The 13207-nt window shown below is 43.3% G+C and carries 16 protein-coding genes; 8 read left to right on the plus strand and 8 right to left on the minus strand.

The window, feature by feature from the left end; translation table 11 throughout:
• The first annotated feature begins 84 nt into the window (after positions 1–84).
• Positions 85–594, plus strand: coding sequence for a DUF3836 domain-containing protein (locus R3O62_RS19590; RefSeq protein WP_005780594.1), 510 nt, complete (start codon positions 85–87; stop codon positions 592–594).
• Positions 595–929: 335 nt separating this feature from the next.
• On the opposite strand, the gene R3O62_RS19595 is transcribed toward R3O62_RS19590, so the two are convergent.
• Entirely contained in the window at positions 930–1766 is an 837-nt protein-coding gene (locus tag R3O62_RS19595) for a glycoside hydrolase family 16 protein (RefSeq protein ID WP_005780598.1), read from the minus strand.
• A 165-nt stretch (positions 1767–1931) separates the two neighbouring features.
• Positions 1932–2849, minus strand: coding sequence for a hypothetical protein (locus tag R3O62_RS19600; protein WP_250702695.1), 918 nt, complete (start codon positions 2847–2849; stop codon positions 1932–1934).
• A 216-nt stretch (positions 2850–3065) separates the two neighbouring features.
• Between R3O62_RS19600 and R3O62_RS19605 the strand changes: the two genes are divergently transcribed.
• The 5 genes from R3O62_RS19605 to R3O62_RS19625 are packed head-to-tail and all read left to right on the plus strand — an operon-like array spanning position 3066 to position 7756.
• Positions 3066–4589, plus strand: a complete 1524-nt coding sequence (locus tag R3O62_RS19605; protein ID WP_165015624.1) for an amino acid adenylation domain-containing protein — start codon at positions 3066–3068, stop codon at positions 4587–4589.
• A 13-nt stretch (positions 4590–4602) separates the two neighbouring features.
• Complete coding sequence (locus R3O62_RS19610; protein ID WP_005807656.1) at positions 4603–4845, plus strand: acyl carrier protein; 243 nt, start codon at positions 4603–4605, stop codon at positions 4843–4845.
• Positions 4846–4848: 3 nt separating this feature from the next.
• Positions 4849–6231, plus strand: coding sequence for an MBOAT family O-acyltransferase (locus R3O62_RS19615; RefSeq protein ID WP_317471443.1), 1383 nt, complete (start codon positions 4849–4851; stop codon positions 6229–6231).
• A gap of 18 nt (positions 6232–6249) precedes the next feature.
• The gene (locus tag R3O62_RS19620) at positions 6250–7320 is read left to right on the plus strand and encodes a hypothetical protein (protein ID WP_317472809.1); all 1071 of its coding nucleotides are present in this window, start codon (positions 6250–6252) and stop codon (positions 7318–7320) included.
• A gap of 43 nt (positions 7321–7363) precedes the next feature.
• Positions 7364–7756, plus strand: coding sequence for a hypothetical protein (locus tag R3O62_RS19625; protein ID WP_005807659.1), 393 nt, complete (start codon positions 7364–7366; stop codon positions 7754–7756).
• Between the two features lie 152 nt (positions 7757–7908).
• Here R3O62_RS19625 and R3O62_RS19630 read toward each other — a convergent pair whose 3' ends face one another.
• The 6 genes from R3O62_RS19630 to R3O62_RS19655 all read right to left on the minus strand — a co-directional run bounded on the left by R3O62_RS19630 (position 7909) and on the right by R3O62_RS19655 (position 11389).
• The gene (locus R3O62_RS19630; RefSeq protein ID WP_005807660.1) at positions 7909–8490 is read right to left on the minus strand and encodes a Maf-like protein; all 582 of its coding nucleotides are present in this window, start codon (positions 8488–8490) and stop codon (positions 7909–7911) included.
• 31 nt (positions 8491–8521) lie between these two features.
• Positions 8522–9043: a KdsC family phosphatase gene (locus tag R3O62_RS19635; RefSeq protein ID WP_005807661.1), complete on the minus strand. Its 522-nt coding sequence runs from the start codon at positions 9041–9043 to the stop codon at positions 8522–8524.
• 18 nt (positions 9044–9061) lie between these two features.
• Positions 9062–9853 carry a Rossmann-like and DUF2520 domain-containing protein gene (locus tag R3O62_RS19640; RefSeq protein WP_005780614.1) on the minus strand — a complete coding sequence of 264 codons (792 nt, stop codon included), beginning with the start codon at positions 9851–9853 and terminating at the stop codon, positions 9062–9064.
• A complete protein-coding gene (locus R3O62_RS19645) occupies positions 9850–10182 on the minus strand; it encodes a hypothetical protein (RefSeq protein ID WP_032531669.1) in 333 nt (110 codons plus the stop codon). The genes R3O62_RS19640 and R3O62_RS19645 overlap by 4 nt, the downstream gene beginning before the upstream one ends.
• Before the next feature lie 2 nt (positions 10183–10184).
• Positions 10185–10721, minus strand: a complete 537-nt coding sequence (locus R3O62_RS19650) for a nitroreductase family protein (RefSeq protein WP_005780618.1) — start codon at positions 10719–10721, stop codon at positions 10185–10187.
• 125 nt (positions 10722–10846) lie between these two features.
• Positions 10847–11389, minus strand: coding sequence for a beta-class carbonic anhydrase (locus tag R3O62_RS19655; protein ID WP_032531668.1), 543 nt, complete (start codon positions 11387–11389; stop codon positions 10847–10849).
• A gap of 116 nt (positions 11390–11505) precedes the next feature.
• Between R3O62_RS19655 and R3O62_RS19660 the strand changes: the two genes are divergently transcribed.
• Together R3O62_RS19660 and mce are read left to right on the plus strand one after the other, a co-directional pair.
• On the plus strand, positions 11506–12489 hold the full coding sequence (locus R3O62_RS19660; protein WP_005780621.1) for a GNAT family N-acetyltransferase: 984 nt from the start codon (positions 11506–11508) through the stop codon (positions 12487–12489).
• A 211-nt stretch (positions 12490–12700) separates the two neighbouring features.
• A complete protein-coding gene (mce, locus tag R3O62_RS19665) occupies positions 12701–13105 on the plus strand; it encodes a methylmalonyl-CoA epimerase (RefSeq protein WP_005780623.1) in 405 nt (134 codons plus the stop codon).
• Positions 13106–13207 lie beyond the last annotated feature (102 nt).

Genomic DNA, 13207 nt, shown 5'->3' on the forward strand with positions numbered 1-13207 from the left:
AGATTGTATACCCGTGCAACTTAAATTCAAGTAGCAACGTCTAATAAACAAAGAAAGATATAAACTAATTAAACAATAAAGGATATGAAAACAATTACATTTTTCAAAAGAGTATTAGCCTCTGCAGCATTAGTTTCGGTATGTGGATTTGCTTGTGCAACAAACAACGGTAAACAGTTTGTCCATAACGATACGATGGAGAAGGGAAGACTCGTCTGCCGTGAAATATATTCTATGGATAATCCCGTTTCAGGCATACTCAGTCCGGTAAAAATGCATAAATACAGCTACGATACCGACCATCAGAAAACGGTGAAATCCACCTATACATGGAATGTATTTAAAAACGCATGGGAAAAAGAATCTTTGACGGTTGTCTCCCGATATGAAACAGAAACTTCGGTAGAGTATTCTGTATGGAATAAAGAAAAAGAATCATTTAGCCCATCAGAAAAATATATATACATCACCAACAGTGATAACCAACTGATAGCCCAATACGCATACAAAATGAACTCCCGCACCAACCAATGGATATTGGAGAAAGACGCCTTAGTACCCATTTACGAGAACATTTATGCAACAACCCGTTAATGAAGATTCCGGATTTCACAGATACGGAAAAATCAGGTAACATAATCAAAGAAACCGGGACATCAAAGAGAAAGAATTTAAAATCCGGAAGTTGATAAAAAAGTAGTTATCCCCATCTCCTCTTTGCCAAGACTCTCTTGGGAGTTCAAAACATCGAATCAAGACAAAGCATTTATAACCAAACAGATAAATACACTTGGTATCTGAATATAGAAAGTTAGTTTTAACACTGTATTAAAGTTTGTTCTTCAAACACAGACAACAAGTCTTTTGCATGCAAAAGACTTGTTGTTTATATTCGGGAAAGCAAAAACGGAAATTATACATTAACAATGTTAACGATCCACAGGTTGACTTACTTTTACCCAGTCTATCTCCATCTTCGCAGGCAGTTCACTATCCGTTATGGTACCAGGCCAAGTACCTGCACCGCCCAAAGCATAATTTAAAATCAAATAAAAAGAAGTATCAAACGGCCATTGCTTTTTGACGCTCTCATCGGCCAAATGCAAGTTAGGATAGACTAAAGTGGTAGCTCCATTCACTTTAAAAGTAAGAGACTCGGGAGTCCATTCGATACCAAATACATTGAATTGCCCTTTATTGTAAGGAACTGTTTTTGTTGGAACAGGCTTAGTGAATCCCAAGTCATTTTTGTAGTGGCTGTGAATTGTTTGATATACAATGCCGTCATGATTCAACTGCTCCATAATATCTATTTCACCACAAGCAGGCCATCCACTGTAAACGGGTTTGGCAGGCATCATCCAGATGGCAGGCCATCCACCCTTTGCCGTCTTGGTGAAACGGGCACATATCTCTATTTTACCATATTGAAATTCTGCTTTACCTAATGACTGCACCCCTCCCGTCTTATATACTCCATTCACTTTCTCGGCAATCAGTACTAACTTCCCATCGTGTACATAAGCCTGATCATAACTTTCGGATAAATATTTGCTCCAGGCAGGACTGCCTTTTTTGCACAAACCCCATTTTGTTTTGTCGGGAATACTATCTGTCTGGTTGAAGTCATCTTGAAAAACTATCTTTTCCGAAACAGCATCTGACCTTGTCAGAGGTGTAACCATCGAATCATCAGAAGATGAACAAGCATAGAAAGAAAGTACCGACATGACAGCACCGCATGATAAGACAAGAGATCTTTTCATAATACTAAGGTTTTAGAGTTAAACATAAAATTACTGATAAATAACAAACTGTATATTTATTTAGTTCATCAACTCTCTGTGATTTTTTATACGATTCAATAGAGACAATCTAATCTAACTTACCAGAATCTATAAAAGGTATCAATAAAGAGAGCGTCGTTTATGTTATTCAAAACTATAAGAAACATTACACCAAGCTATTTCATCATTCTCAGATGTCATCTGATTAAGGTCTTCAAATACAGGATAATAATAAAAAAAATCAGAATAGTTGGCTATAAATCCGCCATCATGTCCCCTCCCAAAAGAAGTGAAATGCCCGGTCGAACTGTAAGTCCAGAAATGAATTGAGTAGGTCAGCTGTAATTGATCACTATTGACATTATGATTTACCTTACCATAAAATTCCCAACGATTTTCGGCATGGGAACGCATGAAAAGAGAATCATTCCGCATCTGAAAATACTTTTCGTATGAAAGTGAAGTACCATCTTCAAAGTCGGAAGAGAATCTCAACTTATCAACAGATATAAACTCAATCTTATCATTTGGAAAACCCTTAATAAATCCATCCGAACTATTGAAACGGCTTTCCCAATAACTGTCTATCTCCGGAAAGATTTCTACACCTCCTTTACTACTGCCTTGATAGCATCTGAAACCTTCAAGCCGGTATTGTCCGCTATAAGCCACAGACCGGGACGCAACAGCCACCGGAATAATATGCTCTTCTCCCCGATAAGATACACAGATATGAGTTTTTCCAACCCCAGTCACACGAACTTCAATGCATCTTTTTCCTAAGTAATCCGGATTATACGTAGCGTCGACCACCGCAGTATCTTCCGAATGGACTTTTATCTGATCTCCGGATGCAGCTTTCAGAAAAATCATAGCCGGTGTTTGCAAAATATCCATCAAGAGTCCCTCTTCTCCCAGGAGACGCTCTTCAGAGCCATTACCGGTATAAAAACGAATTTCATTTTCATCATCTTTCTCACAACCGCCAAGCACTATCACAACTACCATAGCAAAGAGAACATAGTACAGACTTTTAAGTAAGGGTAAGGTTACAGGTTTCATATTATTTTCAGTTTTAGTAAAATCCCTATTCGGATAAAATGCAAATATAACGAATTAAAGAAGGAAAGCAAGGTTAAGAATGCGTTATCACACAATTAACGTTCTTTAATTCATTGCCCGTAGGGAGATCAGTTCATTTCCCTGTCTTTTTAATAAATGATCTCAAGAAGATAGAAGGAATTCCTAAACCCAAAACATGAATAAAAACTAATGGATATGACAACATCTCCCCGGAAGGATATTACCAATGATATTCTTTCCGCCATGCAACGTTATCCCGAAAACGAAGCATTTATCATTGACGATAAACATTATACTTATGCCCAACTTGGCAAAATAACAGCCTCCGTCGCCCATTCGCTATCAGAGATAGAAGATGAAAGAATCGGGATCATTGCGGAAAACCGGATTGAAACCTACGCAGCCATTCTGGCGGTACTGGCCAGTGGAAAAACATATGTCATTCTGCATCCTGCTTACCCGGAAGAACGTAATCTCAAAATAGCCGGACTGGCCGGATTGCATACTTTGCTCTGCACAAGCCATGTCGAACGCCCGGCATTCGGAACCGACCTCTTCAGAGTAATCAACACAGACAAGCTGTCGGGAAAAGCACCGTCGGAATTGTCAAGGCTGCAATTCTACCCGCCGGAAGAAGAAAAAAACGCTTATATCATTTTTACATCGGGAAGCACAGGCGAACCCAAAGGAGTCCCCATCACACGTGCCAATCTGAACACTTTTTATCAGGCATACGATTCCCTTAACTGGAACCTGGATGAACACGACCGCATGTTACAAATGTTTGAGCTGACATTTGACGTATCCGTCGTATCATTACTTTATCCCCTGACTTTAGGAGCTTCCGTTTATACAGTGGCCCATCAGGATGTAAAGCATTTCAAAGTGTTCGAACTTCTGGAGAAGTACGAGCTGACCTTCGCCACGGTCACCCCCTCTCTATTACAACTTCTTTCACCCTATTTCGATGAAATCAGCCTGCCTGCTCTGAAATATCTGGGAGTATCGGCAGAGGCTTCGCAAACCGAACTGTTGGAACGATTCAGAAAATCGGCACCCAACGCAGAGTTCGTCAACCTGTACGGCCCGACAGAGGCTACGATTTACTGTACCTGTTACCGTATTCCGGCTTCCGGTACATGCAAGCATTACAACGGAATGGTGGCTATCGGAAAACCATTTCCCGGTATCCGCGTCATCATTGTTGACGAAGAAGGAAATGGTCTGCCTCAGGGAGAGACGGGAGAACTTTGGGTATCCGGTCGGCAAGTAATGAAAGGCTATCTGGATGATCCGGAAAAATCGGCATCGGCTCTAATACACCGTCCTGACGGACAAATTTATTACCGGACCGGAGACCTGTGTATTTTAGACAACGATGGGGATATCATTTATTGCGGCCGTAAGGACTATCAAGTGAAAATACAGGGCTTCAGAATAGAACTAAGCGAAATAGAATACACTGCCCAGTCGTTTTTCAAGACTCCTTGCAACGTGGCTGCCCTTCCGTTAATCTGTGACGGAATTTGCAACGAACTGCATCTGGCAGTCGAAACGACCGAATGTGACCAAAACACATTGATAGAATATCTGAAAGAAAAGCTGCCACAATACATGTTACCGAAACAAATTCATTGTATCCCTCAGTTTCCGGTAACCAATAGCAATAAAACAGATCGAAAAAAAATTGTTGAACTGATAAGAGAGAAGGAACTCTAAAAACAATATAAATATGAACCGAGAAGAAGTATTAAAACAACTACAAAGCATTTTCCGTGATATTTTAAAGAAGGACAACGTCTGTATCAGCGAATCATCCACCTCTCAAGACGTAGATGGCTGGGACTCACTGACCCATATGCAAATTATAGCCCAAATCGAGAAACGTTTCGGAGTACGTTTCAACTTTCGGGAAGTAATTAAATTCAAGAATGTCGGCGACCTATGCAGTGCCTTATTAACCAAAATGGAATAAATCATGCAGTTTCTCTCCTTTAGTTTCCTGGCTCTGATTACTCTCTGTTTCTTTCTCTACTATGCAGTCAAAGGACGTGCCCGCAACTTCATACTACTGGCAGCCAGTTGCATCTTCATCGGATGGTATTATCTGCCATTCCTGTTGACGGCAGTAGTGGTGGCACTGTTCACCTTCTTCTGGGCACAATGGATGGAAAACAGGGCGAAATCCGGGAAAAAGACCAAAGTAATCTATATCGCAGGAATCATCGGTCTGATAGGCGGATGGCTCCTACTCCATGGCACAGTGATAGATGACATCATCTTTCCACTTGGAATGTCATTCTACACATTCCAGGCCATCGGTTATCTGACAGATGTGTACTGGCAGGAGCAACGTGCCGAAAAAAACTGGATAGATTTCCTGATCTATATGCTTTTCTTCATGAAATTCCTCTCCGGCCCCATCGAACGGGGTGGAGACTTGTTGCCACAACTGAAAGATCCTCGCCCGTTCATCTACTCGAACGCAGTGACCGGACTGAAATATATTTTGCTGGGACTGATAAAGAAACTGCTTATAGCCAATCAGATAGCCCCGCAGACGGATATCATGTTTCATTCGATCCATGACCTTTCGGGTGTCCAACTACTGATGACCTGCCTGCTCTATCCTATCGAACTGTATGCCGATTTCTCCGGCTATACGGACATTGCCATCGGAGGAGCCTACCTGTTCGGCATCAAGCTATCGCCAAACTTCAACCGCCCGTTTGCCGCACGTTCCACCGCCGATTTCTGGCGCCGTTGGCACATGTCACTCTCTTTTTGGGTACGCGATTATCTCTATGTGCCGTTAACCGCCGGTACCCGTAACTGGGGACAGTGGGGAGTCTACTTCAGCCTTATCATCACCTTTCTGGCATTGGGATTATGGCATGGCTCCGGATTAACCTTCGCCATATACGGACTGATTCAGGGCATATTGATCTGCTGGGAAATGAAAACCTCTGCTTTTCGCAATAAGTTGCCCCAATATATCGGGAAATATGCATCCGACAGCCTGTTGATAATCCGTACCTATCTGTTGTTTGCGCTGTCACTTATTTTCTTCCGTGTACAATCATTGAGCGATGCCTGGTATTTTTTACGGAACATCTCGTTCGAAGTACATTCTTCCTGGAAGGAAATGAACATCGGCATACGCGACCACAATTGCATTGTAGCAGGTTCGGCCCTGTTACTGGTATTGATCTATGAATATTATGCATCTAAATATAACCTGATGGAAACACTCGAACGCCAGCCCGCATGGCTACGGTGGAGTGTTTACTATCTGCTGGTATTCGCCCTGCTGATGTTAGGTAAGTTCGATACGGAAACTTTTATCTATTTACAATTTTAATCGAAACCAATTACACCCATGCTACATTCACCGAAAATCTCTCCCAAAACACGTTTCTGCCTGAAACTCCTGTTATTGGCATTACCGCTTTTCCCGATAGTGGCCATCTATTTCATTTTCGACCCTTATATGGTGCTGCACTCCTACAAACGATTCGATAACTCTCCCGTACTGCTCAACGAAGCGCATGTGGGATGGCAGAATTATCTTCAGAATCGTGATTCGATAGCCTATAACTCGTTTATACTCGGCAACTCCTGTACCATGGCATTCCTGACAGGAGAATGGGAGAAGTATCTGGATAAGGACGATCATGCCGTGCGCTTTTATGACAACTGGGAAAGCCTGGGCGGTGTGCGCCAGAAGCTTCAAGCGCTCGATTCCGTAGGTGCCCCTCTGAAAAATGTATTAGTCATTTTGGATAAAAAAGCACTGGACAGAAGTAAGCCCCTGTCGGGCAACGACCATCTGTTTTCGGCTGAGGCAGCCGGTATCAGCCAGTTGGGATTCCATCTGAGATTTTTGCAGGAATTCCTCTATCCTGACAAAACGATTCCTTACATAGGCTACCTGATCGGACATAAGTATGCTCCTTATATGAAAGGGGTCATAAATCCGGGAGATCCCATTCGGGAACCTTACACGAACAACTTTATCAATCCCAGAGAAAAAGAGATCGGACAGGATGGCGAATTGTACTGGACCCGTCATGAAAAAGAATTCAAAAAACGAACGGATGCAGGCAAAGAAGAACTGCCGGCTGTGTCTGTCAGCCAGATTCAAGTACTTCGTGCCATTAAAAAAATTTGCGATAAGCATCATACAAACCTGAAATTCATCATCGGCCCGGATTATTTTCAGAAAAAAACGAACCGGGAAGACATCAAAAGAATGAAAGAGATACTGGGTGCTTCTGCCGTATGGGATTTCACGGGAACTAATGAATATACAGCCGATATACATCATTACTATGATCCCGGTCATTATCGTCCTCTGCTGGGGGCACGCCTGCTGAAAGTTATTTATCAAGATTCGGCACCTGCCGGCAATGAAAACAACCCCAAAACGTCTTTTACACAAAACAGATAAATATATCAGAGAAAATAATTATATAACATCAAAAACTTAATTTATGAAAAAGATTTTATTATTAGTATCCATCTGCATTTCATGTTCATCTTGCTGTACACTATTCAGCAGTTCCAAACAAGACATCACTTTTACGGGAATGAATGGAACTAAAATCTACGAAGCATCGACCAAACAGAAAATAGCGGAAATCAAAGAAGACAACAGTGTTACCGTCCAGATCAAAAAGAAAAGAGAAGACAAACAGTTATTGGCCAAAAAGGAAGGATACCAAACCACTCCCTTTGTCTTGGAATCTACTTTCAACAATGCCTGCCTGTGGAATATTTTATTCTGGCCCGGCTTCTTAGTCGACCTGGGCACGCAAAAGATGAACAAATGGGACAACACGATTATCAACATCGAAATGGAGAAAGAGAATACAGAAAACAAATAATCAACTCTCAGGATAGTGACCGTTACACAACTCAAGTTACCATCCTGATCCCTCCAAGGCAATAAACACGTATGGCATTCTCCTCCTTCCGATGAACGAGGAAAATGCCATACGAAATCAAGCGATATGAAGTTAGCGTCAGAAACAGCCTCCTACAGTTGTTTCAACTCCCGGTATAGCCTCTGGATAGGAAGCCCCATTACATTGAAGTAACTGCCGGAAATGGATTCAACCCCGACAAAACCGATCCATTCCTGCACGCCATACGAACCGGCTTTGTCCATTGGCTGATAGTGATCGACATAATAAATAATTTCGTCTTCATCAAGTGTTGCGAAACGGACATCTGTCACAGCAGCGAAACTCTTTTGCCACTCACAGGTGGTGAGGCATACCCCGGTGATCACCTGATGAGACTTACCGGAAAGATTTCGCAACATCTCTATGGCATCTTCACGTCCGGAAGGTTTCCCAAGTGCCTTACCTTCGTGCCAGACTATGGTATCGGCAGTTATCAAAAGTTCCTCCGGGTGCATCACAGACTGATAAGCGGCCGCTTTCTCACGGGCTATGAACAGCGGAATCTCTTCGCCTTGCAGAGAGTCGGGATAAGACTCATCGACATCGGGCAATGTTTTTACCACATAATCTACCCCCAAGCCGGTCATCAACTCTTTCCGCCGTGGAGAATTAGATGCCAATACGATTTTATAACGATTCAAGTTAGCAAGCATACTAATAAATTAAAGAGTTATATACTAAAAATCACCACCCGAAAGCATCATCCGACAACCATTTGCCTTGCGCTTTAAGTACTTGCTCCACCACATCACGTCCGCAACCGTATCCGCCGTCGGCATATGAAATGTAGCGGGCAACGGCTTTCACCTCGGGAGCGGCATCTTTGGGACAACAGGGCAATCCGCACTCACGCATCACTTCCATATCGGGAACGTCATCGCCCATATAGAGTATCTCCTCGTCCGCGAGTCCGTGCTTGTCACGGAAATCACGATAATCGTGTATCTTTATGGCAGAGCCTAAATAGAGATCGGATACCCCCAATCCGGCAAAGCGCTTCCGCACCGCATCGGTCCGTCCACCTGTGATAATGGCAATATGAAGACCTTTTTTCACAGCCAGCTGGATCGCATAGCCGTCTTTTATATTTACCGTACGCATCGGTTCACCCGACGGATGGAGTGGAATCACATCTGCACTCAACACTCCGTCTACATCAAAAGCAAGTGCTTTAATCCGGGTGAGGTCGTAATTGATAGTACTCATTCTTATTTATATTTGGGGTTAATGTCTTTCGTGGATACTTCGGCTAAGTAATTCATATAATTGTTGCATCCCGGGATCATCGGCAAGCATCCGCAAATGATTGCCGATGACGTTCTCGTCATAACGGATCGCAGGTCCCGTCTGTGCTGCTTTAGGTTCCAATTCGTGCACTTTACGGGCCGTTTCATCAATTAGCGGCAACATCACGTCGAACGGCAAGTTATATTTCTTAAGCAGTTCGGCGGCAAGGGCATACATGTGATTAGTGAAATTGCATGTGAACACAGCAGCCAGATGAAGGCTCTTGCGTTGTTCCGAATCGGCATCATATACACGGTTCGACAAGGTAGACGCAATAGCTTTCAGAAATGCGGCATCTTCGGTCGACGAAGCTTCTATAAAGAAAGGAATCTCCTTAAAATCGACTTCCCGTTGCTTACTGAAAGTCTGCATGGGATAGAACACCCCATAATGTGACGCATGTCCTTCCCAAATACTCATCGGAATGCTGCCTGCCGTATGCACCATCAATGCCTCTTTCCGTTTACCGGCTACGATAGCGGGAAGAAGTTCGGCAAAGGCGGAATCTTTGAGCGAAATGATATACAACTTTGCATATGGATTCACCTCTTCAAGGCTCGTCGTATACTCAGCTTCTACTTTCTGCGCCAGCTCACGGGCCGACTCTTCCGTACGGCTATATACCTGTACGATACGGAATCCTTTCCGATAAAGAACCTTTGCCAGATTTGTGGCAAGATTCCCGGCACCGATAAACACAATCGGTGTATCTTCTATACTTCTTTTCATCGTGTTGAAATCAAATACAATATACCTCCGATTATCAATAAAGCCAAGGGCAGCAGGTAACCGGACATCGAACCAAGCAGTGAGACAATCAAGCCGATATTCAGTACCAGCCACAATCCGAGCAGCACCAGGCCGACGGATTTGTCCCGTTTGATAAACAGGAAAATAACCGCAGTGTAGAGCAAAAGATTATCTTTATTCATCACCCAGGGTATACCCAATGCAGAAAAGTGTATCAGTTTGTCTATCAGATAGAGTACCCCTATCACAATAAGGGTGACTGCCGTGGCTTTATATGTATCTTTATTGTTTGCTTTTACCGCACTCACCGCTACTTGCCTCCAAACTTATTAATATGGATTTTCTCCCATTGCAGATTATCTTCATTGAAGGGCTTGCGCTCCATGCCTTTGTGCCCGATCGCAATAATGGACAACACCTGTAATTGCAAAGGAATGTCGAGCACACCACGCACAAACTCATCGGAAGGCATTCCGGCAGCAGTATAACGCTCGCGTACCTGCACCCAGCAACTGCCCAATCCCAAGTCTTCGGCCTGAAGCTGAATCATGATGGAAGCAATGGAAGCATCTTCAATCCAAACATCGCTTGCCAAAGGATCGGCAGTAACCACAATTGCCAGCGCGGCATCGGCTATGAAAGCAGAAGCCTGCTCTTTACAGTGCGAGAGTTCGCCAAGCAGCTTTTTATCATCGACCGCGATAAACTGCCAACTATTGCTACGTTTAGAAGTGGGAGCCATCAGAGCCGCTTTCAGCAAAGCGACTACCTCCTCCTGAGAAAGTTCTTCTCCTGTAAATTTCCGCATACTGCGGCGTTTCTTTATCAGTTCACTGAAATTTTCCATATACTATAAATGCATTGTTTTTAATAAACGAACATTTACCGCAGACTTATACAGAATCATAATAAAAAGCCCGATCTGTATGAATCTGCATAACCGGTAATGATTTCCCTGCAAAGATAGGCAATTTATTCCACTCTCGTCAATTCACCGGTCAGTGAATCGATGATAAAGCCATGCACCCGGACGTCTTTCGGGATCAGCGGATGGTTCTCGATAGAACGGACCGTCCCTTTGACAGACTCAACCGGATCGTCGAAACCTCCCAGCCACGAACTGAAGTCAACACCGCAGTAGCGTATCATATCGATCGTTTCAGATTTGATTCCCCGCTCTTTCATGTGGGCAATCATTTCATCACTGTTCATATGGCAAGCACCGCAATCCGAATGGGCAATGACCATAATTTCTTCCACCCCCAGTTCGATGATGGCTACCAGCAAGCTACGGATGACACTGCCGAAAGGATGGGAAATGACGGCACCGGCATTCTTTATAATCTTCACGTCTCCGTTGTGGATTCCCAAAGCAGCAGGCAGCAACTCAGTCAGACGGGTATCCATGCATGAAAGGATGGCGATCTTCTTATCGGGGTACTTGTTAGTAATATACTTTTCGTATCCCTTGTTCTCAACGAACTTTTTGTTGAATTCAAGAATTTCTTCTAACATAATCGAAACGGATTTTATTGTAGTATATCTACAAAGATAATCACAAAATAACAGGTCAACAAAATAAGCCCCGCAAATGTTGTAAAGAGAAATAAAAAATGTAAATTTGTCCCGATATGCCATTAAAACTGACTACATATTACCGAGGGAGTGAAATTCCGGATTTTCCCGGAACCAATACATTTCATTCAAAGGAGTTATTTCAGATTTATGAAGAAACTCCGGGCTACACTCCGCTCCTGATCATGGCTTCGGAAGATGGAAAACCAATTGCCCGGCTGCTTGCCGCCATCCGCAAAAGCATACGCATGTTTCCTCCTTCCCTTATCAAGCGATGTGAAGTTTATGGCACCGGCGAATATCTGACAGCAGAAGCCGATAAGGAAAAAATATTCGGTGAAATGCTGGAGCATCTCACCACAGAAGTATTGCGGAGTTCGTTCCTGATAGAATTTCGCAATCTTGAAAATGCCATGTTCGGTTACAAATACTTCCGGTCGAACAAATACTTCCCTGTCAACTGGCTGCGGGTACGCAATTCACTACACGGCACCGAAAGTGCGGAACAGCGTTTCAGCCCTTCCCGTATCCGCCAAATCAAGAAAGGCCTGAAAAATGGCGCATCGGTAGACGAAGCACACACGATAGAAGAAATCCGCGAATTCTCGAACATGCTGCGACATCTCTACTCGTCCCGCATCCGTAAGCACTTTCCCAATATCATCTTTTTCCAGCACATGGACACACGGCTGATCCACAGCAAGCAAGGTAAAATTTTCATTGTCCGCTACAAAGGAAAAATCATCGGAGGATCTGCCTGTATCTATTCAGGCAACGATGCCTACCTGTGGTTCTCGGGAGGTATGCGGAAAACCTATGCTCTGCAATACCCGGGTATACTGGCTGTATGGAAAGCTTTACAAGACGCACATCAAAACGGGTTCCGTCACATGGAATTCATGGATGCCGGACTCCCCTTCAAGAAACACGGTTACCGCGACTTCGTACTCCGCTTCGGCGGCAAACAAAGCAGTACCCGACGCTGGTTCCGCTTCCGCTGGCAGTGGCTGAACAATCTGCTGATCAAAATATATGTCTAAAAATCAAGCATCCTCTGGGTTTAAAACCAAAGAAGAATTGGCTTGAAACCAACAATGCCTACCTTTTAAAGTAACGCCCCTTGGGTTTTAAACCTATTTTCACCATAATTAATTGCAGAAAAATTTCTTTATTAAACAAGAATTGATTTTCTTTGTGCTGTTTTATACCATTCCAAAAAGACGATTAAAACCAAAATTAAAAAATATAGTTATGAAGATTTCACACATTGAACACTTGGGCATTGCCGTAAAAAGTATCGAGGAAGCCCTTCCGTATTATGAAAACGTATTAGGTTTGAAATGCTACAACATCGAAACTGTAGAAGATCAAAAAGTAAGAACAGCCTTCCTGAAGGTAGGTGATACCAAAATCGAATTACTGGAACCGACATGTCCGGAAAGTACCATCGCCAAATTCATCGAAAACAAAGGCGCAGGTGTTCATCACGTTGCATTTGCCGTTGAAGACGGTGTGGCTAACGCTCTGGCAGAAGCCGAAAGCAAGGAAATCCGCCTGATCGACAAAGCCCCGCGCAAAGGAGCCGAAGGCTTAAATATCGCTTTCCTTCACCCGAAATCAACTTTGGGCGTACTGACCGAACTCTGTGAACACTAAAAAAGAGATACGACTTGACAAGCACAGAATGTATGATTGAAAACACCTTTGGTTATCAATTTTCAACCGTACATCGCAAATCGTCTAATCGTAAATATTATA

It is taken from the genome of Bacteroides hominis, assembly GCF_033042785.2.
Lineage (GTDB): Bacteria > Bacteroidota > Bacteroidia > Bacteroidales > Bacteroidaceae > Bacteroides > Bacteroides hominis.